The organism is Amycolatopsis sp. M39 (assembly GCF_001651785.1).
In the GTDB taxonomy this organism is placed as follows: Bacteria; Actinomycetota; Actinomycetes; order Mycobacteriales; family Pseudonocardiaceae; genus Amycolatopsis; species Amycolatopsis rubida.
The window spans coordinates 1-23295 of the sequence record NZ_LWSF01000022.1 but is presented as its reverse complement, the minus strand read 5'-3'; the positions used below and the strand labels follow the sequence as shown (position 1 = coordinate 23295).

The window sequence follows — 23295 nt, the reverse complement described above, 5'->3', positions numbered from 1 at the left end:
ATCGCGGGTGCTTGCCCTAACCCGTAGGCTTCCCGTACCGCGCGCTGCCGGAGGGGACGGACAGGCGGGCGCGCACACGGGCGGTACTCGCGGAGGATTCGGCAATGGCACAGGACATCATCCCGATCGAGCTCGGGCTGCCGCAGGGCGACGTGGTCACCCTCTGGGCCCCGCGGTGGCGGGAGGACGGCGAGGAGTGGGAAGCGTTCCTCGGCGACGAGGACGACCTGTACGCCTTCCCGGACGCCGCGCACCTTGCCGCCTTCGTGCGCACAGCCGAGCAGCACGACCTGCTCGACCACCCGGCGTGGGACGCGGTGCCCGCGCTGAACGTGCCCGAGCTGATCCCCGACGACGACCACTCCTACGACCTCGTCGGCGTGCCCGAGCTGGTCGCCGAGGAGCCGGACTCGTGGACGATCGGCGAGCTGGCCGAGATCGTCGGCATCGTCCGTTCGCTCGCCGACGTGTGCGAGCTGGACGAGGTGCACGAGGTGCTCGACGCCTACGAGGGCTTCTCGCTGCTGGAGCAGGGCCGGCTGCCCTTCACCGGGCGCGAGGGCGAAGCGCTGTGGAACGACCTGTCGAAGGCCGTCTCCGAGAAGTGGGACACCGTGCTCGACGCGATCGACAACCTGGTGACGGTGCCGGACGTCGACGCCGCGGTGCTGGAGCAGACCGCCGAAGAGCTGGCCGCCTTCCACGAGGAATCCGCCGAGGCGGAGGCCGGTGAAGAGGACGGCGGGCCGGAAGACCTCGAAGCGGTCGACGCCGAGGACGAGGACGCCGAGGACGAGCCGGTCGGTTTCTGGGGCGAGGTCGGCATCGACCCGATCAAGATCGTCACCTCCGGCGCGGAGTACTACACGCTGCGCTGCTACCTCGACGACAAGCCGGTCTTCCTCGGCAACGAGGGCGAGATCGACGTGTTCAGCTCGCCGAAGGCGCTGCTCAAGGCGATCAAGGCGGGTGACGAACTCGCCGACACCGACCTCGCGAGCGTGTCCACTTGGGACGAGGTGCGCGAGAAGGCGGCGGCCGACGAGCTGGAGATCGAGGTCGACACCGACAACACCTACGTGTTCCCCGGTCTCGACGAGGACATCGCCGAGGGCCCGGAGTCGATCGACCCGACCCAGCTGGAGCTGGCCGTCGAGCTGATCACCGACGCCGCCGAATGGGCGGGCGACGACACCGTCGAAACCGCGCTGGCGGCCAACGAAAGCCTCGGCTGGCTGGTGTCGTTCGTGCTGCGGCCGGACCCGAGCCGGCTTGAGCCGAGCGCTCCGTTCGACACCGAGCAGAGCGCCTGGCGCAAGCTGGTGGAGGACTTCGAGAACCGCCTCACGGTGGTCTGAACCTGCTAGACGGCGTCGAACACGCTCTCGGCCGGGTCACCGGCGGAGAACATCTTCCAGGCGACGCCGGCGATCGCATCCGGATCCAGGGTGCGACCGCCGGCGTCGCCGTATTTTTCCCGCCGCGCGACGACCATCCGGTGAATGTCGCCGCGTTCGACCAAGCCGCCGATGATGAGGCTGCCCGCGTACACGCCGGTCCCGGCCAGCCCCTCGTGCAGCGTCCGCGCGTAGTTCCGCAACGCCGCTGACGACACCGCGAGCGCGCCGAGCGCGGGCATCGGCCGCACCGCGCTGAGCCCGCCGGCGAACAGGAATCCGCCGCTGCCGCGCTCCAGCATGCCCGGCAGCAGCTTGCCGACCACCTCGACGGCCGGATACACCCAGCTCATCGCCTTCTCGACGGCGTCGACAGTCGCTTCGGTGATGTCCGTGGGAAAGCTGTCCGGTTCGATCGCGGCCGGGCCGTAGTAGGCGACGTCGATGCCGCCGAACCGTTCGGTGACTTCGTCGAGCGTCGCTCCGATTCCGTTCCGGACGTCGCCGGCGAACGCTTCCGCGTTGTCGAGTCCGGCCAGGTAAGCCGGGTGCCGCTCAGCGGTACGCGAAACGAGCGCGACGCTGTATCCCTCCTTGGCGAACCGGTGGGCCATCGACATTCCGAGGCCGGGCCCGGCTCCGAGAACGACAGCGGTCGGGCGAGTGGTCATGGCTTGGTTTCCTTCCCCAGCATTAAGTCGAGGGCACCCTCGATTTCGTTCGCCAAGGTACCACAAAACCCGAGGACGCCCTCGACTTTGTACGATGGGCCCATGGCCACCGGATCGAAGCCGTTGCGCGCGGACGCCGCCCGCAACCGCGGCAAACTGCTGGCCGCCGCCACGCGCGCGTTCGGCGAGCACGGCCTCGACGCGCCGCTGGAGCAGATCGCCCGCAGCGCCGGGGTCAGCATCGGCACGCTGTACGCGCACTTCCCGACCCGGGACGCCTTTGTCGACGCGATCCTGCCCGCGCAGATCGCCGCACTGGACGATCTGGCGGCGAAGGCGTTGGCGGAGCCGGACCCGTGGCAGGGCTTCACCGGGTTTCTCGACGGGCTGTTCGCGTTGCAGGCCAAGGATCACGGCCTCAGCGACGCGCTCGCCCGCAGGTTGCCGTTGAGCCCGGCCGTACGGGAGGCGTGCCGCACCGGTTTCGAGCATGCGGAGCGCATTATCGACCGGGCAAAGGAATCCGGACAGCTGCGCGCCGATTTCGAACCCGCGGATCTCGCCCCGCTGGTCGCCGCGATGTCGCAGCTGATCCGCGAATCACCCGAAACCTGGCGTCGGCACTTGGCGTTCTTTGTCGACGGCCTGCGTGGCTCGTGAGTGGCGATCCCGGGGAGAACCGCGATCGCCACTCACGAGCCACCTACCTCCTCGCGCCCCTCCGCCCGCATCGGCACCACCCCTATTGCCAGCAGCGGGAAAACCGCCGCCACGCAATACGCCAGCGCGTACCGGCTGTCCCCGATCACCAGTCCCAGCAACGGCGGCGTCGCCGACGCGGCGATGTTCTGCGCGGTGTTCTGCGTCCCCATCGCGCGCCCCGACCACGCGACACCGGCCAGCTCGGCCGACGCGGTGAAGCCGAGACCGTTGTCCGCCACCGTGATCACCGCCGCCAGCACGAGCGCGGCCAGCACCAGCCACAGCCAAGTCGCGTCCCCGACCGCGACCAGCAGCATCACGACCACACTCGCGACAGCGAGCTGCCGCATCGGCCGCAACCGGCTGCCGACCCGGTCCGACCAATACCCCGACGCCAGTCGCCCGAGCGCGCCGAGCACCTGAGCCACCGCGACGAACACCCCCGCCTGCGCGGCGGTCCATTGATGCTGCGAGACCAGATAGACCGGCGCGAACGCGGACACCGCGAACTGCGGCACCACCAACAGCGCACTCGCGCCGTGCACTCGCCACAGCCACGGCTTGCGGTACGGCGACGGCGGCCGCTCCCCCTTCGCCGCACGCGGCGGCCGCGGCGGGTCCACGACGAACAGCGCCACCAAGAGCGCCACACCGACCGCCAGCACGGCAGGAAGCAGCATCGCCGCCTGGAACCCCCACTGCGCGGCCAGCGGCGGCAGCCCGAGCGCGGCCACTCCTACCCCCAGCGGCTGCGCCGTCTGCCGGATGCCCATCGCGACGCCACGCTCGGATTTGGCGAACCAGCCCATGACGACCCGGCCGCTCGCCGCGTTCACCGAAGCCGTGCACGCACCGGCTACGAGAAACACCCCAAAGAGAAGTCCGACCGGGTGGTGCCACAGGGCGGCGTACACGAGGAGTAACCCCGATACGCCCAGGCCCAGCGCCATGATGAGGCGCTCGCCGTAACGGTCCGCAGCCGCGCCCCAGGCGATGAGCGTGAGCAGCAGGCCGATGCTCGGCGCCGCGACGACCGTGCCCGCCTGCGCCAGCGTCAGATGGTCGGCCTCGCGCATGGCGGGCACGAGAAACGGCAGCCCGTAAAGAAAGGAGCAGCTGGCGGTCTGCGCGGCGAGGCCAAGCGCGAGGATCAGCCACCGTCGCGAACTGCCTTTTTGCCGCACCTGCTCCCCAGCCCCGACCTGCGCCATTCCGCCACCGTCTCAATATCTGAGATATACGTCTTACATGGTGAACGATAGTTGGCATGGCTAACGAACGCAACCGCCTTTCGGAGGCGGCCGCGTCCGACAGCTCGATGATTCAGCCGAGCGCCGCGTACCCGGGTTTGACGACCTTCTCGATCAGCTCAAGCCGCTCGTCGAAATCGAGGAACGCGGATTTCATCGCGTTGATCGTGAACCAGCGGAAGTCGTCGAGGCCGAAGCCGAACGTCTCGGCCAGCGCGGCGAATTCACTGGTCATCGTGCAGCCGCTCATCAGCCGGTTGTCGGTGTTGACGGTGACGCGGAAGCGCAGCCGGGCGAGCAGGCCGATGGGATGCTCGGCCAGCGACGGCACGGTTGCGGTCTGGACGTTCGACGAGGGGCAGATCTCCAGCGGGATCCGCCGGTCCCGGACGTAGCCCGCCAACCGTCCAAGATGGACATTTCCGTCGGCGTCGGTGGTGATGTCCTCGACGATCCGCACGCCGTGCCCGAGCCGTTCCGCGCCGCAGTACTGGATTGCCTCGCCGATCGAGGGAAGTCCGAACGCTTCGCCGGCATGAATAGTGAAGTGCGCATTGTTCCGGCGCAAATAGTCGAATGCGTCCAGATTTCGGGTGGGCGGGAATCCGTCCTCCGGTCCGGCGATGTCGAATCCGGCCACCCCGGCGTCGCGGTAGCGCACCGCGAGTTCGGCGATCTCGAGCGCACGGGCGTGCTGGCGCATCCCGCACAGCAGGGTCCGCACCCGGATCCGCCCGCCGCCCGCGGCTACCCTCCGCATCCCTTCGGCGAAGCCCTCTTGGACAGCCTCGACCACTGCATCGAGTGACAGCCCGCGTTCCACGAAAAGCTCCGGCGCGTACCGCAGCTCGGCGTAGGCCACTCCGTCCGCGGCCAGGTCTTCCACCGCCTCGGCGGCAACCCTGACCAGTGCTTCCTCCGTCTGCATGACACCACACGTGTGGGCGAACGTTTCGAGGTACGACACCAGGGAACCGGAGTCCGCCGCGGCGCGGAACCAGCGGCCCAGCTCGTCCGGATCCGTCGCGGGAAGGTCCCGGTAGCCGAGATCCTCGGCGAGTTCGGCGACCGTGCCCGGGCGCACACCGCCGTCGAGGTGATCGTGGAGCAGGACCTTGGGGGCACGGCGCAGGATCTCCGCGCTCAGCGGGGTTACGTCCGACATCCTCCAACGGTAGCCTCGCAGTCATTCCCCTACCTGGCCGTAACCGAGAGCACCGGAACAACCCTCTGCTCAGCACTGTGCGCAAGGAATCGGCCATCCGGGTGGCACGGTCGTTATCCGCGTTCCCCGGGGGCCATACGCACAGCAATTTTCTTCATCGATAAGCTCGGGTCAGTCCCTTCCATTTTCCCCGCCGACGAAGGACACCGCAGTGACCACTGACAACCACATTGCCGCTCCGTCGTTCGACCGGATGCGCAACATGCTGGTGCGCGCGGCCGAGGTTCGTGAGAGCGAGCAGCAGCAGATCTTCGACGCGCTCGACGACATCTACGCCCGGCTCGCGCCGGTGGACTCCCTGGGCGCGGTGCGCAAGCGGCTGTCGGAACTGCCGGACCGGACCGAGGTCGGGGTGCTGGCGGAACGCCTCGACGAGGCGATGACACGGCTGGAGTCCCAGGACAACGCGATCGCCGCGCTCACGCACGCGGTGGAGAGCATCGTCGACAAGCTGGCGAAGCCCTTCGCCCAGCTCGACGGCCGCCTCGACGGCGTGGCGGCGCGGTTCGAGGGCGTCGCGGGCCGGATGGACGGGCTTGAGGACAAGCTGCAGAACATCCACCGCCGTCTCGACGAGCTGGGCGGGCACCTGGACAAGCAGGACGCGAAGCTGGAGTCGCTGCCGCAGACGACGCAGGGCCCGATCCGCGACCGGATCGAGATGGCCGAGACGTCGCTGCGCGAGCGGATCGAGACCACCGACCAGGAACTGCGCTCGCGCGTGGACGAACTGGACCGCGCGACGAAGGAACGCATCGCCACCGCGACCGACGCGCTGAAGAGCGCGGTCTCCGACACCGGCGAGATGATCGACCCGGCCGCCCGCCTCGACAGCGTCGGCACGAAGCTCGAAACGATCACCCAGCGTCTCGACGACCTGTCCAGCCGCATCGACAAGGTCGAGGACGACGTCACCGGCCGCATCGGCGACCTGGACGGCTCGGTCCGCAGCGGCCTGTCGAAGGTCGAAGGCACGCTGTCGAAGCAGCCGGACACCGACGCGGTCGACTCGCTGGTGCGCCGCAGCAACGACGAATCCGTGCGGCGGATCGGCGGCCAGCTGGACGAGGCGATGGCGACCTTCGCGGAACTGATGCTGGGCGGCGGGCCCGCGGTGCAGCAGATCGCCCCGCCGCCGCCCGCGCCGCGGCAGCCTCGTCGCAGCTCCCGCAACGGGCGGTCGCCCAAGGCCGCGGACGCCAAGGCCAAGGCTGGCGGCGACGCGGACGAGCCGACTGACTGAGCTGAATGACCGAAGCCCCGTCCGGGATCCGGACGGGGCTTCGGCGTTTCCGCGGTCAGGGCCGAACGGTGTCCAGCACGATCCCCGTCGCAGCAGGTGCCTCCGCACCCACCTCGAACCCGCCCTCCAGCGCCGCGAGGGCCGCCGGGATCGCCTCCGGAGTGTCCGTGTGCAGTTCCAGCAACGGCTCCCCCGCCACCACCGCGTCGCCCGGCTTCGCGTGGCACAAGATTCCCGCCGCGGCCTGCACCGGGTCTTCCTTGCGCGCCCGGCCGGCCCCGAGCCGCCAAGCCGCGACACCCACCGCGTAGGCGTCCAGCGAAGTCAGCACCCCGGAAGCAGGTGCTGGGACGACGTGCACCGAAGAAGGTCGCGGCAAGGAGGCCGAAGGATCGCCGCCCTGCGCGGTGATCATCCGAGCCCACACCTCATAGGCCTCACCGGACGCCAGCACCTCAGCCGGATCCACGGAAATCCCCGCCAAAGCAAGCATTTCCCGCGCCAGCGCCACCGTCAGCGAGACCACGTCCGCCGGGCCACCGCCGCGCAGGACCTCGACCGCCTCCGCGACCTCGACCGCGTTCCCGACCGCCCGCCCGAGCGGCGTGCTCATGTCGGTGATCAACGCGGTGCACGCCACCCCGTGCGCGGTGCCGATGTCCACGAGCGTCCGCGCCAGCAGCTGCGCCTCCGGCACGGTCTTCATGAACGCCCCGGAGCCGGCCTTCACATCCAGCACCAGCCCCGAAGCACCCTCGGCGATCTTCTTGCTCATGATCGAGCTGGCGATCAACGGCACCGACTCGACCGTCGACGTGACATCCCGCAGCGCGTACAGCTTCTTGTCCGCCGGAGCCAGCCCCTCAGTCGCCGCGCAGACCACCGCGCCGACCGAGTTCAGCTGCGCCGCGATCTCGTCCAGCGACAAAGCCGCGCGCCAACCCGGGATCGACTCCAGTTTGTCCAGCGTCCCGCCGGTGTGGCCGAGTCCGCGACCGGACAGCTGCGGCACCGCGGCACCGCACGCGGCGACCAGCGGAGCCAGCGGCAAGGTGATCTTGTCGCCGACCCCGCCGGTCGAGTGCTTGTCCACGGTCGGGCGCGCGACGTCCAGCGACAGCCGCGAACCCGAGCCGATCATCGCGCCGGTCCAGCGCGCGATCTCGCCGTCGTCCATGCCGCGCAAGAAAATGGCCATGGCCAGTGCGGCCATCTGCTCTTCCGCGACCACTCCGCGGGTGTAGGCGTCGACGACCCAGTCGATCTGTTCGTCGCTCAGCCGTCCGCCGTCACGCTTGGCCCGAATGACATCTACCGCGGCGAACGTCACGGCAGGTCCTCCGGCCCGAACGCGTCCGGCAGCACCTCCGACATCGGCAGCACCCCGCGCGGAGTGTCCACCAGGCACGAAGATCCGCCAAGCTCAAACAGAATCTGGCGGCAGCGTCCACAAGGCATCAACAGCTCACCCGCGCCGCTGCGGCAAGCCACGGCGACCAAACGGCCACCGCCGGACAGTCGCAATTGACCGGCCATTGTGCACTCAGCGCACAAACCCAAACCGTAGGAAGCGTTTTCGACGTTGCAACCGGTCACCTGACGGCCATCGTCCACAATGGCCGCGACGCCGACGTGCAGTCCCGAATAAGGCGCGTACGCGTGCGAAGCCGCCTTGACCGCCTCAGCTCGCAGAGCTTCCCAGTCCACTTCGGACATCAGTCGCCCTCACCTCGCCGATACTGCGCACCGTCCGCCTTGGGCGGCCGAAGTCGTTGCGACGCAACAGCTAGCACGATCAACGTCACGAAATGCGCGGTGTAGGGGATCAAGTCGCTCGGCAGCGTGTCGTTGGTCCAGTAGATCGCGTACAGAATGCCGGCGCCGACCACGCCGAGCGCGGCCGCGAGCCAACGCTTCCGGATCAGCTGCACGATCACGATGATCGCCAGCAGAATCACCGCGCCGTACAGCAACGCCAGCACCGCGTCACCGCCGCCGGCGAGCTGCAGACCGTCGGAGTACCCGAACAGCGCGGCACCGCCGAGCAGCCCGCCCGGTCGCCAGTTGCCGAAAATCATCGCGGCCAGACCGATGTACCCGCGGCCGTTGGTCTGGTTCTCCAGGTAGTCCGCGCCGCCCTTGAGCAGCACCAGGGAGGCACCGCCCATGCCCGCGAAGCCGCCGGAGATCAGCACGCCGACGTACTTGTAGCGGTACACGTTCACGCCGAGCGACTCCGCCGCGACCGGGTTCTCACCGCACGAACGCAGCCGCAGGCCGAACCGGGTGCGCCAGAGAATCCAGTAGCTCACCGGGATCAGCACGATCGCGAGCATGGTCAGCGGCGCGACCCCGGTCACCAGCCCGCGCAAAATGCCCGCGACGTCGGACAATCCGACGCGCTGCTGGTCTTCCAGCGAGCCCAGCCAGTCCGAAAGCCCGGCCGCCGAATAGGTGTCGAACTTCGGCACCGGCGGCGACTGGCGCGGGTTGCCCGACAGCGGCTCGAAAATCAGGTTCGCCAGATACTTCGCGACACCGAGCCCGAGCAGGTTGATCGCGACCCCGGAGACGATGTGGTTGACGTTGAACGTCACCGTCGCCACCGCGTGCAGCAGCCCGCCCAGCGCGCCGAACGCGATCGCGGCCAGCAGGCCGACCCACGCGCCGCCGTAGTACGCACCCCAGGCCGCGCCCCAGGTGCCGAGGATCATCATGCCTTCGAGGCCGATGTTGATCACGCCGACGCGCTCGGCCCACAGCCCGCCGAGCGCGCACAGCAGGATCGGCAGCGCCAGCCGCAGCGCGGTCGACGCGGTGTTGCTGGACGTCAGCGCCGAAACACCGGTGGCGTACGACGCGGTCGACATGACCGCGATCGCGACCACGGCCCAGATCACGCCGCGCAGCCAGCCGGGAATCCGCGGCCGCTTGCGCTTGACCGGCACCGGCATCCCTGACTCCGGTCCTGGCCTCGACAGTTCTGTGGTGGTCACACCGCACCGCCTTCCGCGACCGAGGCGCCCTTGCGGCCGTTGCCCGCGAGCGCCCTGCCCACCCTGCGCTGTTCCGCGGCGAGGTCGGCCCGGCGCACGATCTCGTACGCCACGACGACCGAGAGCACGATGATGCCCTGCATGATCGTCGCGATCTCCTTGGACACGTTGATCTGCTCCAGCGACACCGCCGAGGTGTCCAGGAACGCCCACAGCAGCGCGCCGAACGCGATGCCGCCGGGGTGGTTGCGGCCGAGCAGCGCGACCGCGATGCCGGTGAAGCCGTACATCTGGGTCGCGGTGATGCCGTAGCTGTAGTCGCGGCCGAGCAGTTCCGGCATGGCGACCAGACCGGCCACCGCACCGGAGAGCAGCATCGCGATGAGCGTCATCTTCTTCGCGCTCACGCCGCCGGCCGCGGCGGCCGTCGCGGACTCGCCGCTGGCCTTCAGCTCGAAGCCGAACCTGGTGCGGTTGAGCATGAACCAGTACGCGCCGCCGATCACGATCGCGATGAACACGAACCCGAACAGCGTGCCCGACCCCAGCGGGATGCCCGGGATCCGGCCGGACGGCGCGATCACCCTGGTCCCGATGTTGTTGCCGGTCTGCACGCCGAACTGGTCGGCGTTGATCAGGAAGGCGATGATGCCGGCGACGATCGAGTTCAGCATGATCGTCGAGATGACCTCGCTGACGCCGCGGGTCACCTTGAGCACCGCCGGGATCGTCGCGTACAGCGCGCCGGAAAGGATGGCCACCAGCAGGATCACGATGGTGTGAATGACCGGCGGCAATTGCAGCGCCCCGCCGACGATCGCGGCGATCACGGCGGCGAACCGGTACTGGCCCTCGACGCCGATGTTGAACAGGTTCATCTGGAACCCGATCGCCACGGCCAGGCCGGACAGGTAGTACACGCATCCGAGGTTCACCGTGTCGACCGCGGTGGAACCCTTGAACAGCTGGCCGATCATCGTCCCGTACGCCTGCAACGGGTCGGCGCCGGAGATGACGAGCGCGATCGCGGACAGGATCACCGCGAACGCGATCGCGAGCAGAGGCGGCAACAGCCGCGTGCGCCACGAACTCATGAGTCTTCACCTTCTTCGGCGCCGGTCATGGCGGAACCGAGTTCCTGCGGGGTAACGGTGGCGGGGTTGGCCTCGCTCACGAGCCGGCCGCGCAGCATCACGCGAATGGTGTCGGACAGTCCGATCAGCTCGTCGAGGTCCGCGGAAATCAGCAGCACGGCGAGGCCGTCGGCACGCGCCTGGCGGATCTGTTCCCAGATCAGCGCCTGCGCGCCGACGTCGACGCCGCGGGTCGGGTGCGAAGCGATCAGCAGCACCGGGTTGCCGGACAGTTCGCGGCCGACGATCAGCTTCTGCTGGTTGCCACCGGACAGCGCGGCGGCCGGAACGTCGATGCCGGGCGTGCGGACGTCGTACTCGCGCACGATCCGTTCGGTGTCCTCGCGCGCGCCCGCGATGTTGAGCAGTTGCCCGCCGGACACCGGTTCTCGCGTCTGATAACCGAGAATGCGGTTGACCCACAACGGTTGCGTGAGCAGCAGGCTGTGCCGCGTACGGTCTTCGGCGATGTAGCCGATGCCCGCCTCGCGCCGGGCGAGCGTGCCCAGCTTGACCAGGTCGTGCGTCTCGCCGTCCGGCGGCGTCAGTTCGATGTGGCCGCCGCTCGCCTTGCGCATCCCCATGATCGTCTCGACCAGTTCGGTCTGGCCGTTGCCCTCGACACCCGCGATGCCGAGCACCTCGCCCGCGTGCACGGTGAACGAGATGTCGTCCAGCACGTTGCGCTCGGACCCTTCGGCGGACAGCCGCAGCTCGCGCACCCCGAGCACCTCGCGGTCGGTCACCGTCGACTCGCGCGTCTCCGGGCTCGGCAGCTCCGAACCGACCATCATCTCGGCCAGCTCGCGGCTGGTGATCCTCTTCGGATCCGCGGTGCCGACCGTGGTGCCGCGCCGGATCACGGTGACCGTATCGGCGATCGCCCGCACCTCGTCGAGCTTGTGCGAGATGAAGAGGAACGTGTAGCCGTCGGCCTGCATCTCGCGCACGGTCGTGAACAGCGCGTCCACTTCCTGCGGCACGAGCACGGCGGTCGGCTCGTCGAGAATGATGATTTTCGCGCCGCGGTAAAGGACTTTGACGATCTCGACGCGCTGGCGGTCGGCGACGCCGAGTTCCTCCAGCAGCGCGTCCGGCTTCGCGTGCAGCCCGGTCCGCTTCGACAGTTCCGCCAAGCGCGTCCGCGCCGCGCGGCCGATGCCGTGCAGCGCCTCCGCGCCGAGGAACACGTTTTCCGCGACGGTCAGGTTGTCGGCGAGCATGAAGTGCTGGTGCACCATGCCGATCCCGGCGCGGATGGCGTCCTGCGGGTTGCGCAGTCTCACCTCGCCGCCGTTGATGGCGATGCTGCCCTCGTCGGGCTGCTGCATCCCGTACAGGATCTTCATCAGGGTCGACTTGCCCGCGCCGTTCTCGCCGCACAGCGCGTGCACCTCGCCCGCCGCGACGGTGAGGTTGACGTCGGAGTTCGCGACGACGCCGGGGAACCGCTTGGTGATCCCGGTCAGCTGGACGGCAGGCACGCCCCGGTCGGGGACGGCTTCGGCCTCGATCTCGGTCATCGGAGGGGACATCCCGTTCTGTCGGAAACGCGTGAGGGCCCGGAAGGAAGATCCTTCCGAGCCCTGCCGCGTCGTGAGCNCTTGATGGCGCCGGAGACGATCTGGGCCTTGTACCCGTCGAGCACGTCCTTGATGTCGTCGACCTTGCCGCCGGAGGTGGAGTAGCCGACCCCGTCGGACTTGAGGTCGAAGCGCTTCGGCACCGTGCTCAGGTCGCCCTTCGCGACGGCCTGGAGGTACTCGAAGACCGCGACGTCGACGCGCTTGATCATCGAGGTGATGATGATGTCCTTGTCGGCGGCGACCGTCTTCTGGTTGTACTGGTCGGAGTCGACGCCGATGGCCAGCGCGTTGTTCTGCTTCGCCGCGTCGAACACGCCCTTACCGGAGGCGCCTGCCGCGTGGTAGACGACGTCCGCGCCGCGGGAGATCTCCGCGGCGGCCTTCGCGTTGCCCTTCGGCGGGTCCTGGAAACCGGAGAAGTCGCCGGCCGGCGTCAGGTACTCGTCCTCGACCTTGATCTTGCTCGAAACGGCCTTCGCGCCCTGCAGGAAGCCCGCCTCGAACTTCTGGATCAGCGGGGTGTTCACGCCGCCGACGAAGCCGACGTGGCACTTCTTGCTCTTGTACGCGGCGGCGACACCGGCCAGGAACGAGCCCTGCTCCTCGGCGAAGACCAGCGGCGTGACGTTCGGCAGGGTGATCGAGTCGTCGTCGACGATCGCGAACTTGGTGTTCGGGTACTTGGCGGCGATCGCCTTGACCGACGGCGCGTAGGCGAAGCCGACCGCGATGATCGGGTTCAGGCCCGACTGCGCCATCTGCTCAAGCCGCTGCTGCTTGGCGGCTTCGCTCTCGCTCGCGCTCGCGGTGCTCTCGTTGACCGTCGGGACGCCGAGGTCGGACTTCGCCCGGTCGGTGCCCGCGGCGGCCGCGTCGTTGAAGGAAGCGTCACCGCGACCGCCGACGTCGAAGGCCAGGCCGACCTTGAGCTTGCTGCCGTCGACCTTGCCCGAGGCGGCGCTGCTGCTCGTGGCGGCGGCAGGCGCGGCGGGCGGCTTCGGCGCGGTGATGCAGTTCGAGCCCGAATTGCCATCCGTTCCGGACGCGTTGTTGTTGCTTCCCCCGGTGTCCTTCGCGCACCCGGCCAGTGCAAGCACCCCAGCCATGGTCGCGGCGGCCAGCGCGGTTCCACGCATGCGACGCACCGTGTGTCTCCCTCCCCGCTGATCCAGCGGACGATCCAGGAACGGCCCGGTCACGGTCGCCGGGCTCAACTGGCAGACCGTACCCAACCGCCGGGTAACCGCCATAGGAACGGCACGCTACGTAACACAAACGTTTACTCGGAGGTTCGATCCGCGACCGATCCGGCGCCGACNGGCGCCGACCGTGATCAACAGCCGTCCTCGCGACCCGCGCGCTCACTCCCCGTGGCACCGCCGGTCCCGGGACCTGTCCGGGCAGGACTCCTTGCGGGAATCCGGTTCCCGGAATAAGCCCCGCACGGCCAGCTCAGACGTGCTCCAGACCACACGTCCGAGTGGTCTGCCTGGTCACCGGTGTCTGGTCTGTCACAGAGAGGAACCCGGAGGTGAGCCGCGCGTAGGGGTCGGGTCTAGCATCCATTCATCCACGCTCGATGGCCCCTGATCTCGGCACCGTCGCCGGAGTTGTCCCCAGTGGACCGACCCCGGCCGCGGGTGCGGACCTCACCGGTCACCCGGGCACGACAGTCATGACGTTGGAGGCCGTTCACCGATGTCCACCACGGCGAGCACTGCCACCGAAAGCGGGGCAGGAGCTGGCGATCGGGCGGGTGCCTCACGCCGGCAGGGAACTTTCTACCGGGGCGACCCCGGCATGTGGTCCTGGGTGCTGCACCGCATCACCGGCGTGCTGACCTTTTTCTTCCTGTTCGTGCACGTGCTCGACACCGCGCTCGTGCGCGTGTCGCCGAACACCTACGACCAGGTCATCGAGACGTACAAGACGCCGATCGTGAACCTGCTCGAGGTCGGCCTTGTCGGCGCGGTGCTGTTCCACGCGCTCAACGGGCTGCGCGTCCTGCTGGTCGACTTCTGGGCCAAGGGCCCGAAGTACCAGAAGACGATGCTCTGGGTCATCGGCGTCGTATGGGTGGTCGTGATGGTTCCGGGTGCGTTCTTCATGCTGAAGCGCACCGTCGAGACGCTTTTCGGGGGTGCCTGATCCCATGGCCGACGCTCTGATCCTCGAGAAGCCGCGCTCGCCGCGGCGCCCGTCCGCCCGGCGCAGCAACTTCGAGCTCTACAGCTGGCTGTTCATGCGCATCTCCGGGCTCGCGCTGATCATCCTGGTGCTGGGCCACCTGTTCATCATGAACATCCTCGACGGCGGCGTGCACCGCATCAACTGGGGCTTCGTCGCCGGCCGCTGGGCCTCGCCGTTCTGGCAGTTCTGGGACCTGGCGATGCTGTGGCTCGCCGAGATCCACGGCGGCAACGGGCTGCGCACGATCATCGACGACTACGCGCGCAAGGACTCCACCCGGTTCTGGCTGAAGATCCTGCTCTACGTCTCGATGGCGCTCATCCTGGCCGTCGGCACGATGGTGATCTTCACCTTCGACCCCGAGATGCCTGCCTCCTGAAGGCGCACCCACCACTAGCTAGCGGAGTCTTTCCCTATGCAGTTCCACAAGTACGACGTGGTGATCGTCGGCGCGGGCGGCGCGGGCATGCGCGCGGCCATCGAATCCGGTCAGCGCGCCCGCACCGCGGTCCTCACCAAGCTGTACCCGACCCGGTCCCACACCGGCGCGGCCCAGGGCGGCATGTGCGCCGCGCTGGCGAACGTCGAAGAGGACAACTGGGAGTGGCACACCTTCGACACCGTCAAGGGCGGTGACTACCTGGTCGACCAGGACGCCGCGGAGATCATGGCCAAGGAGGCCATCGACGCCGTCCTCGACCTGGAGAAGATGGGCCTTCCGTTCAACCGGACGCCCGAGGGCAAGATCGACCAGCGCCGGTTCGGCGGGCACACCCGCGACCACGGCAAGGCCGCGGTGCGCCGCGCCTGCTACGCCGCGGACCGCACCGGGCACATGATTCTCCAGACGCTGTACCAAAACTGCGTCAAGCACGGCACCGAGTTCTTCAACGAGTTCTACGTGCTCGACCTGGTCCTGTCCGAGGGCGAGGACGGCAACCCGATCGCCACCGGCGTGGTCGCCTACGAGCTGGCCACCGGCGAACTGCACGTGTTCCAGGCGAAGTCGATCGTGTTCGCCACCGGCGGCGCGGGCAAGATCTTCAAGACCACCTCGAACGCGCACACCCTCACCGGCGACGGCCTCGGCATCATCTTCCGCAAGGGCCTTCCGCTGGAGGACATGGAGTTCTTCCAGTTCCATCCGACCGGCCTGGCCGGCCTCGGCATCCTGATCTCCGAGGCGGTGCGCGGCGAGGGCGGCATCCTCCGCAACGCCGACGGCGAGCGGTTCATGGAGCGCTACGCCCCCACCATCAAGGACCTCGCCCCGCGCGACATCGTCGCCCGGTCGATGGTCCAGGAGGTACTGCAGGGCCGCGGCTGCGGGCCGAACAAGGACTACGTCGTCCTCGACGTGACCCACCTGCCGGTCGAGGTCCTGGAGACCAAGCTGCCGGACATCACCGAGTTCTCCCGCACCTACCTGGGCGTCGACCCGGTCAAGGAGCCGGTGCCGGTGTTCCCGACCTGTCACTACGTGATGGGCGGCATCCCGACCAACATCCACGGCGAGGCGCTGCGCGACAACGAGCACGTCATCCCCGGCCTGTACGCCGCGGGCGAGGTCGCCTGCGTGTCGGTGCACGGTTCGAACCGCCTCGGCACGAACTCGCTGCTGGACATCAACGTGTTCGGCCGCCGCGCGGGCATCGCCGCCGCGGAGTACGCGCTGGCGCACGAGCACGTCGAGCTGCCGGAGAACCCGACCACCCTGGTCGAGGAACAGCTGGAGCTGCTGCTGTCGGAGCACGGCGACGAGCGCGTCGCCGACATCCGCAAGGAAATGCAGCAGACGATGGACTCGCACGCTTCGGTGTACCGCACCGAGGACACGCTGAAGCAGGCGCTGACCGACATCCAGGCGCTCAAGGAGCGCTACCAGCGGATCACCGTGGCGGACAAGGGCAAGCGGTACAACACCGACCTGCTCGAGGCCGTCGAGCTCGGCTTCCTGCTGGAACTGGCCGAGGTGCTGGTCGTCGGCGCGATCGCGCGCAAGGAGTCCCGCGGCGGCCACGCCCGCGAGGACTACCCGAACCGCGACGACACGAACTTCATGCGGCACACCATGGCCTACAAGCAGGGCGAGGGGCTGTCGTCCGACATCCGGCTCGACTACAAGCCGGTCACCTTCACCCGCTACGAACCGATGGAGCGGAAGTACTGATGACGACGGCCACCCCTGAAGCGCCTTCCGCCAAGGCGTCCGACGAGCACACGCCGATCCAGGTCACGCTGAAGATCCTGCGGTTCAACCCGGAGGTCGACCAGGAGCCGCACTGGGAGTCCTACGACGTCCCGGCGCAGCCGACCGACCGCGTGCTGAACCTGCTGTTCTACGTCAAGGACTACCTCGACGGCACGTTCTCCTTCCGCCGCTCGTGCGCGCACGGCGTGTGCGGTTCGGATGCGATGCAGATCAACGGGATCAACCGGCTGGCCTGCAAGGTGCTGCTGAAGGACCTGCTGGAAAAGAACGGCAAGAAGACCGAGATCACCATCGCCCCGATCAAGGGCTTGACGACGTTGAAGGACCTCTACGTCGACATGGACCCGTTCTTCGAGGCGTACCGGGCGATCAAGCCGTACCTGATCACCTACGGCAACGAGCCGACCCGCGAGCGGATCCAGTCCCAGGCCGACCGCAACCGGTTCGACGACACCACCAAGTGCATCCTGTGCGCCTGCTGCACGTCGTCCTGCCCGGTCTACTGGAACGACGGCTCGTACTTCGGCCCGGCGGCGATCGTCAACGCCCACCGCTTCATCTTCGACTCCCGCGACGAGGGTGCTGAGGAGCGGCTGGACATCCTGAACGACGGCGAAGGCGTGTGGCGCTGCCGCACGACCTTCAACTGCACCGACGCCTGCCCGCGCGGCATCCAGGTGACCAAGGCCATTCAGGAAGTAAAACGCGCCCTCCTCTTCAAGCGCGTCTGACCTCCGAAGGTACGTGAGGGGAACCCTGGGGGAATCTGATTCCCTCAGGGTTCCCCTCACGTACGTCAGTGGACCGCGTCCAGCGCGTTGACCAGCCCGTGTCCGTAGAAGGAGTTGTTCCGCGCCGGTCCGGAGCATTCCGACACATCGCAAGCCACCGGATCCGCCTCTGCCGTAAGCAAAGCCGCCAAAGCGCGCGGCGGTGCGTGCCGATGCGTGGAAGCCAACAACGCCGCAACCCCAGCCGCATGCGGCGAAGCCATCGAAGTGCCGCACTTGGTGCCGTAAGCGCCGTTAAAGACCGTCGACAGCGGGCACCCTGCGCCCTGGCCAGAAGGCGGAGCCTGTCCCGAGTCACCACCCGGCGCAGTCACAGTGACCGAGCCGTAGTTGGAGTAGTAAGCCTTCGTCCCCGCGTAACCAACCGCAGACACCGTCACCACGCCGTCGATCGCCTTAGGCAGGATGCCGCACGAAGAGTCAATCTTGTGTGGACGGTTCGGGTCGACAGTCTGCTTCGTGACGTCGAAGCCCGAGTTGCCCGCCGCAGCGACATTGAGAGTCCCACGCTGCGTCGAGTAAGTCACGGCGCGCCGTACGGCCTCGTACGCGGCAGCATCGCCCGCTTCGTTGCGGCAGTAGAACATCCCGGGGTCGATGTAGTAGCTGTTGTTCGTCACCTGGAAACCGTGCTTCGCGGCCCAGACAAAGCCACAGACCGCTGCCTCCGGGAAGATGTAGCCGTCGTCGTTCACGACCTTCACCGACGCCAGCCGCACGCCCGGCGCGATGCCGGTGAAGCCGCGCGACGGGTCCTTGCCCGCGATGGTGCCGGCGACGTGTGTGCCGTGATCGGAGTTCGTCGGGCCCCACCCGGAAGCGTCCGGCGCGCCGGTGACACAGCCGGTCGACGAGCGCGCATCTACCGCATTTGCGAGCGCGGGGTGTTTGGCGTCGATGCCGGAATCCAGCACGCCGACGGTGACCGACCGCGAACCGGGGTTGATCTTGTTCGCTTCGGGAGCGTGGATGGCCCGCATGTCCCATTGCTGAGCCGACAGATCGTCACCGGCGGCGACGCTCTCCGTCCGCTCCAGCATCCCGACCGCCGAACGCAGTCCGGCACGGGCGGCGGCCTTCGCGGCGACGTCCTTGCCCCCTGAGTAGGCCCGCTTCACCCCGATCCGGTCGGCGAAATCCGCGTTGCGCGAGCTGGCGACCGCGACGCCGATCTCCGGGTAGTACGCGATCCGCTTGCCGCATTTGGCGGTCAGCTCCGCGTCGACCGAACGCTGCTTCTCGCCCGGTTGGTACAGCACGACGTAGCTGTACTGGGTGCTGGTGGTGTCGCACGACGGCGCGGGCGCGGCGGACGCTGGCACGGCCACCGCACCGGCGGCGACGCCGGCTACCGCGACCGGAACGAGCAATCGACGTAAACGGGACATTTAGCCTCCATGGTCGGTCGCCCGAAACTAAGCCAGCCCGGACGCGCCCCGCCACCGACCAAAGGACGCTTCGCCGGATCAGGTGTTCGCGCGTTCCTTCGAGGTCGCCCGGATGCCGCGCCAGCCGAGCAGCCCGATCGCGGTGCCGAGCACGAACGAAACCACGGTCAGCACCGCGTGCACGATGAAGTACCCCGTGGGTGAACCGTCCGCCGCCCACGACTGGTTGCTGGCCCACAGATTCTTGGCGAACGTGATCCAAATGATCCAGGACCAGATGCCGAAAGCGAACAAGGCCATCGCTGTACCTCGTGAAATGCGCATGTCTCGAGTATGCCGCCGGACCATCGGCGCTAGATTGCGTGGGTGCACCCCGCTTTCGCCCGGTCGCTGCGAGCATTCGCCGCGACACTCGCCGCAGCCCTCGTAGCCGTCGCCGTGCCCGTCGCCCTCGCCGCGCCGGCGCTGGCGGAGCAATGCACTGAGCACGCCGTGCCGCCGGCACCGGTGGACACCTCGGAGAAGCCGAAGCCGGGCCAGATCGTCCCACCGCCGCTTCCGGTGCCCGCCCAGCCGGTCGGCGGCGACCGCTTGGGCGGCTGCGGCCCGATCCTCCCGCCGGGCGCGCCCGTGCTGCCTCCTGGCGACACCTCGGCGTCGTGGGTCCTCCAGGATCTCGACACCGGTGCGGTCGTCGCGGCGAAGGACCCGCACGCGCGGGAGCGGCCCGCGTCGCTGATCAAGACACTGCTGGCGCTGGTCGTGGTCACTGAGCTGAAGCCGGACCAGGTCATCGTCCCGACGAAGGAGGACGCCGAGCAGGAATGCACCTGCGTCGGCATCACCGCGGGCGGGCACTACACGGTCGACCAGCTGCTGCACGGACTGTTGATGCACTCGGGCAACGACGTGGCGCACGCCTTCGCGACGGCGCTGGGCGGCGTCGACGCGGCGGTCGCCAAGATGAACGCGCTCGCCGCCCGCATCGGCGCGACGGACACTCGCGCGGCGACCCCGTCCGGTCTCGACGGACCGGGCATGTCGACCTCGGCGTACGACCTGAGCATGGTCTTCCACCATGCGATGAAGCAGCCGGAGTTCGCCAAAGCGGTCGCGACGAAGGCGTACACGATCCCGGCGATCGACGGGAAGCCGCCGATCCCGGTGTTCAACGACAACAAGCTGCTTGGCGTGTATCCGGGTTTCCTCGGCGGGAAAACGGGCTTCACGGACGACGCGCGGCACACCTACGTCGGCGGCGCGGAACGCGACGGCCACCGCCTCGCGATCGTGATGATGCGGGCCGAGCAGCGTCCGACGCGAGTGGTGGACCAGGCGGCGAAACTGCTCGACTACGGCTTCGCGCTGGAGAAGAACGGCGCGCAACCGGTCGGTCAGATCGCCTACCAGCCGCTGACCGCCGACTCCGCCCCGATGTCCGGCAAGGAAGTCACCCCCGCGGGCGCGACGAGCGCGGCGGCGCGGAAACCGGACCCGTTCGGGACGACCGGCTGGGTGCTGACGGTAGCGGTGCTCGTGATCATTGTGGCCGGGTTCGTCCTCAGCTATCAGCGGAAGCGCAACGTCCGCTCGTAATGACGACGGAAAAGGGCCTCCTTGATTCGCTCAAGGAGGCCCTTTCCGCATCAGCCCTTCCGCCTGCCCAGCCAGGCCAGCAGCGCACCGGCGCTGAACGCGCCCGCCACCGAGCCGAGCCCGAGCCCGTGCTGCACCGTCACCCGCGGCTCCAGCAACACCGGAGCGGGCGGCTGCACGACGCGCCGCTGGTTCTCCCGCGCGGTCGCCGTCCAGGCCGTCACCAGCAGCAGGAACCGCGACACCAGGTTCGCGAACACCAGCAATCCGATCACCGGACCGAACAACGCGGACGACGGCGACTTCGTGACGCTCGTCAGGTACACCGTCGCGACCTGCTGCAGGATCACGAAGCCGATGGAGGCGAAGATCGCGCCCTTGACCGCACTCCGCAACGCGACGTGCTCCCGCGGCAGCCGGGCGATCACCCAGAGGAAGACCAGCGCGTTGGCGATCAGGCTGAGCACGATCGTCGCGACGTGCAGCAGCAGCTTCGCCCACCCCTGGCCTTCCAGCCCGACCAGCTTCAGCAGCAGTTCGCCGAGACCGCTGCCCGCCGCGGTGATCGCGAACGACACGATCAGCGCCAGCCCGAGCCCGATCAGCGACAGCAGGTCCTTGATCGTCTTGCTGACGAACGGTTCCGCTTTCTTCTCCTGGCCCCACTGCGCGGTGAGCGCGTCGCGGAGGTTGGCCATCCAGCCGACGCCGGAGTAGAGCGCCAGCAGCAGCCCGAAGATCCCGATGCCGCTGCCGGACTTCAACGCCGCGTCGGTGATCTGCTTGACCAGGCCGCGCAGGCCCTCCGGCACCGAAGTGTCGATCCCGTGCGTGATCTGGGCGATCACCGCCTCGTTGTGCCCGAGCACCATGCCGACGATCGCGAACCCCACCATGAAGATCGGGATCACCGACAGCACGCTGAAGTACGTGATCGCCGCCGCGTAATGGTTGCCGTAGTTTTCGTTGAAGGAGTCGTTGGCGCGGATCAGGTGATCCAGCCACGGGTACTTCCGCCGCAGCCGGGGCAGCAGCTTTTCCTTGTCACCAGTCTCGTTCGCCACTGGAAAACGCTAACTACGCCAACCGGACCCCGCAACGCGAGCGTGCCCGCGCGGTTACTGGTCGGGGAAGGCGGAGAGCATCTTCCGCGCGGCGGGAACCAGCAGCCGGGTCGCGTCCGCGCCGCTGATGCCGTCCGGGGCGGCGTTGTGGTCGGCGAGGTAGAGCTTGAACGCGAAACGGCCCTTGCGGAACAGCACCTCGCCGTGGGTCTGGCCCTTGCTGCGCACCTGCCCCTCGTCTCCGACCTGGGCGGGCGCGGACTGGCCGTCGTTCGGCGCGGATCCGAGGTAGCTCTTCGCCGCGTCTTCGCCGAGGAAGCTGATCGCGGTCAGGTGCAGCGCGCGCCGGTCGATGCCGTTGTCGTGACCGGTGCCGCGCTCGCAGTCGATCCGCACGTAGTTGTGCTTGGTGCTGTTGGTCATGATCATGTCGCCGACCGCGGTGCCGGGAGTTTCGGCGACCATCGGCGAAGCATCGGTGCCGATCGCCGGGGTCACCGCGTCGGGCGTGAGCATCGGGCAGGGCTGCGCGACCGATTTCGGGAATGCCGCGCTGTCGTAGCCGATGACGTTCGCCCCCGCCGGCGCGCTCACCTGCTTCGCGAAGTTCTCGGCGACCTTCTTGCCGAGATCCTGCAGCTTGCCCGCGCTCTTGTCCGCCTTCAGGTCGAAGTCCAAGTCGACCAGCGTGTCCCCCAGCACCAGCACCGCGTCCCCGGAAGCGTCCGACGGGCTCTCCGTCTTGCGGCGCTTGGAGAAGACCTTCACCGGGCCGACGGTCAGGCTGGGCTCCGCGTCGGCGAGGTAGGGCTTGGTGTCCACGGTCGGCACGTACGCCGGCTGGGACACCGCGACCGCCAGCTCCTCCTGCGTCTGATTGCCCTGGTTGTCTTCCAGGCTGTAGACGCAGTGGTTCACCCCCGAGGTCAGCGCCTTGGCGTAGGTGATTTCGGACGACCGCAGCGGTCCCGAACCGTCCCCCACCAGGTAGCGGCGCTCGAAGGTGGCCCCGTTGGGGTCCGGCCGCGAGCCGGCCCTGATCCCGAGCGAGACGAGGTCCGCGACGGTCAGCAGGTTGCACGCCTGGACCACCGGCTTGCCGCCGATCCGCACCGCCTGCGGGTTCGCTTTTTCCTTGATCGGGGCAGGGTCTGGATACTGCGAGTTCGCATAACCCGGCCGTTGCACGGTCTGGCCGTCGCCGTTCGGGTCCTTCGCGTTTTCGACGTCCGATCCAGACATTCCGCCGCACGAGGTGACCAGCACCAGCGTCGCGGCACTGATCGGCCACAGACCGGTTGTGAACTTCACGCTATTCCATCCCCCCGGACCAGAACTTAGTGTGTGCGCCCCGCTCAGCCCGCGGGAAGAAACCCGATCCGCTCGTAGACCGATGCGAGCGTGGCCGACGCGACCTCGCGCGCCCGGTGCGCACCCGCGGCGAGGATCCGGTCCAGCTCGGCGACATCGTCCAAGTAGGACTGCACGCTCTCCTGCAGCGGCGTGACCCAGTCGACCAGCACCTCGGCGAGGTCCTTCTTGAGGTCGCCGTAACCCTTGCCCTCGTAGGCGGTTTCGAGGTCGGCGACGGTGCGGTCGGTCAGCGCGGAGTAGATCGTGAGCAGGTTGGAGACGCCTGCCTTCTCCTCGCGGTCGAAGCGGACCTCGCGGCCGGTGTCGGTGACCGCGGAACGGATCTTCTTCGCCGAGCGCTTCGGGTCCTCGAGCAGCTCGACGAGCCCGTTGCCGGTCGCCGCCGACTTGCTCATCTTCGCTGTCGGTTCTTGCAGGTCGTAGATCTTCGCGGTGTCCTTGACGATGAACGGCTCCGGCATGACGAACGTCTTGCCG

The 23295-nt window shown here is 68.3% G+C and carries 21 protein-coding genes and 1 pseudogene; 8 read left to right on the top strand and 14 right to left on the bottom strand.

Features of this window, described 5'->3' with window-relative positions; translation table 11 throughout:
- Positions 1-104: 104 nt before the first annotated feature.
- Positions 105-1358: a hypothetical protein gene (locus tag A4R44_RS33445; protein WP_037816131.1), complete on the top strand. Its 1254-nt coding sequence runs from the start codon at positions 105-107 to the stop codon at positions 1356-1358.
- 5 nt (positions 1359-1363) lie between these two features.
- On the opposite strand, the gene A4R44_RS33440 is transcribed toward A4R44_RS33445, so the two are convergent.
- Entirely contained in the window at positions 1364-2068 is a 705-nt protein-coding gene (locus A4R44_RS33440; protein ID WP_067589595.1) for an SDR family oxidoreductase, read from the bottom strand.
- Positions 2069-2170: 102 nt separating this feature from the next.
- Here A4R44_RS33440 and A4R44_RS33435 point away from each other — a divergent pair, with 102 nt between their 5' ends.
- Positions 2171-2728, top strand: coding sequence for a TetR/AcrR family transcriptional regulator (locus A4R44_RS33435; RefSeq protein ID WP_067589592.1), 558 nt, complete (start codon positions 2171-2173; stop codon positions 2726-2728).
- A gap of 32 nt (positions 2729-2760) precedes the next feature.
- Here A4R44_RS33435 and A4R44_RS33430 read toward each other — a convergent pair whose 3' ends face one another.
- Together A4R44_RS33430 and A4R44_RS33425 are read right to left on the bottom strand one after the other, a co-directional pair.
- A complete protein-coding gene (locus A4R44_RS33430) occupies positions 2761-3981 on the bottom strand; it encodes an MFS transporter (RefSeq protein WP_067589589.1) in 1221 nt (406 codons plus the stop codon).
- Positions 3982-4093: 112 nt separating this feature from the next.
- A complete protein-coding gene (locus A4R44_RS33425) occupies positions 4094-5185 on the bottom strand; it encodes an adenosine deaminase (RefSeq protein ID WP_067589586.1) in 1092 nt (363 codons plus the stop codon).
- A 211-nt stretch (positions 5186-5396) separates the two neighbouring features.
- Here A4R44_RS33425 and A4R44_RS33420 point away from each other — a divergent pair, with 211 nt between their 5' ends.
- The gene (locus tag A4R44_RS33420) at positions 5397-6488 is read left to right on the top strand and encodes a PA containing protein (protein WP_067589583.1); all 1092 of its coding nucleotides are present in this window, start codon (positions 5397-5399) and stop codon (positions 6486-6488) included.
- Between the two features lie 55 nt (positions 6489-6543).
- Here A4R44_RS33420 and A4R44_RS33415 read toward each other — a convergent pair whose 3' ends face one another.
- Genes A4R44_RS33415 through A4R44_RS33390 form a run of 6 tightly spaced genes read right to left on the bottom strand, consistent with a single transcriptional unit; the run spans position 6544 to position 13339 of the window.
- Positions 6544-7818: a thymidine phosphorylase gene (locus tag A4R44_RS33415; protein WP_067589580.1), complete on the bottom strand. Its 1275-nt coding sequence runs from the start codon at positions 7816-7818 to the stop codon at positions 6544-6546.
- Positions 7815-8204 (bottom strand): cytidine deaminase, encoded by a 390-nt coding sequence (locus tag A4R44_RS33410; protein WP_067589577.1) that lies wholly within the window; start codon positions 8202-8204, stop codon positions 7815-7817. Before A4R44_RS33410 ends, A4R44_RS33415 begins: the two co-directional genes overlap by 4 nt.
- Positions 8204-9442 carry an ABC transporter permease gene (locus tag A4R44_RS33405; protein ID WP_093575900.1) on the bottom strand — a complete coding sequence of 413 codons (1239 nt, stop codon included), beginning with the start codon at positions 9440-9442 and terminating at the stop codon, positions 8204-8206. The genes A4R44_RS33410 and A4R44_RS33405 overlap by 1 nt, the downstream gene beginning before the upstream one ends.
- 38 nt (positions 9443-9480) lie before the next feature.
- The gene (locus A4R44_RS33400; protein WP_067589570.1) at positions 9481-10578 is read right to left on the bottom strand and encodes an ABC transporter permease; all 1098 of its coding nucleotides are present in this window, start codon (positions 10576-10578) and stop codon (positions 9481-9483) included.
- Positions 10575-12140 carry an ABC transporter ATP-binding protein gene (locus A4R44_RS33395; RefSeq protein ID WP_095213784.1) on the bottom strand — a complete coding sequence of 522 codons (1566 nt, stop codon included), beginning with the start codon at positions 12138-12140 and terminating at the stop codon, positions 10575-10577. The genes A4R44_RS33400 and A4R44_RS33395 overlap by 4 nt, the downstream gene beginning before the upstream one ends.
- Positions 12137-13339: a BMP family protein gene (locus tag A4R44_RS33390; protein WP_232791891.1), complete on the bottom strand. Its 1203-nt coding sequence runs from the start codon at positions 13337-13339 to the stop codon at positions 12137-12139. Before A4R44_RS33390 ends, A4R44_RS33395 begins: the two co-directional genes overlap by 4 nt.
- Positions 13340-13901: 562 nt before the next feature.
- On the opposite strand from A4R44_RS33390, the gene sdhC reads away from it, so the two are divergent.
- The 4 genes from sdhC to A4R44_RS33370 are packed head-to-tail and all read left to right on the top strand — an operon-like array spanning position 13902 to position 17336.
- A complete protein-coding gene (sdhC, locus tag A4R44_RS33385) occupies positions 13902-14351 on the top strand; it encodes a succinate dehydrogenase, cytochrome b556 subunit (RefSeq protein WP_093575903.1) in 450 nt (149 codons plus the stop codon).
- A gap of 4 nt (positions 14352-14355) precedes the next feature.
- Positions 14356-14772 (top strand): succinate dehydrogenase hydrophobic membrane anchor subunit, encoded by a 417-nt coding sequence (locus A4R44_RS33380; protein ID WP_067589564.1) that lies wholly within the window; start codon positions 14356-14358, stop codon positions 14770-14772.
- 36 nt (positions 14773-14808) lie between these two features.
- A complete protein-coding gene (sdhA, locus tag A4R44_RS33375) occupies positions 14809-16563 on the top strand; it encodes a succinate dehydrogenase flavoprotein subunit (protein ID WP_067589561.1) in 1755 nt (584 codons plus the stop codon).
- Positions 16563-17336 (top strand): succinate dehydrogenase iron-sulfur subunit, encoded by a 774-nt coding sequence (locus A4R44_RS33370; protein WP_067589558.1) that lies wholly within the window; start codon positions 16563-16565, stop codon positions 17334-17336. Before sdhA ends, A4R44_RS33370 begins: the two co-directional genes overlap by 1 nt.
- Before the next feature lie 65 nt (positions 17337-17401).
- On the opposite strand, the gene A4R44_RS33365 is transcribed toward A4R44_RS33370, so the two are convergent.
- The gene (locus tag A4R44_RS33365; RefSeq protein WP_067589555.1) at positions 17402-18784 is read right to left on the bottom strand and encodes a S8 family serine peptidase; all 1383 of its coding nucleotides are present in this window, start codon (positions 18782-18784) and stop codon (positions 17402-17404) included.
- 78 nt (positions 18785-18862) lie between these two features.
- Complete coding sequence (locus tag A4R44_RS33360; protein WP_095213783.1) at positions 18863-19108, bottom strand: SCO4848 family membrane protein; 246 nt, start codon at positions 19106-19108, stop codon at positions 18863-18865.
- A 42-nt stretch (positions 19109-19150) separates the two neighbouring features.
- Between A4R44_RS33360 and A4R44_RS33355 the strand changes: the two genes are divergently transcribed.
- Positions 19151-20380, top strand: coding sequence for a D-alanyl-D-alanine carboxypeptidase family protein (locus A4R44_RS33355; protein WP_067589549.1), 1230 nt, complete (start codon positions 19151-19153; stop codon positions 20378-20380).
- 50 nt (positions 20381-20430) lie between these two features.
- Here the strand turns inward: A4R44_RS33355 and yhjD are convergent, their stop codons facing one another.
- The 3 genes and pseudogenes from yhjD to A4R44_RS33340 form a co-directional block, all read right to left on the bottom strand.
- Positions 20431-21444 carry an inner membrane protein YhjD gene (yhjD, locus tag A4R44_RS33350; RefSeq protein ID WP_067589546.1) on the bottom strand — a complete coding sequence of 338 codons (1014 nt, stop codon included), beginning with the start codon at positions 21442-21444 and terminating at the stop codon, positions 20431-20433.
- Positions 21445-21498: 54 nt separating this feature from the next.
- The gene (locus A4R44_RS33345; RefSeq protein ID WP_067589543.1) at positions 21499-22755 is read right to left on the bottom strand and encodes a hypothetical protein; all 1257 of its coding nucleotides are present in this window, start codon (positions 22753-22755) and stop codon (positions 21499-21501) included.
- Between the two features lie 44 nt (positions 22756-22799).
- A pseudogene (locus tag A4R44_RS33340) lies at positions 22800-23295 on the bottom strand (tryptophan--tRNA ligase); the annotation flags it as partial.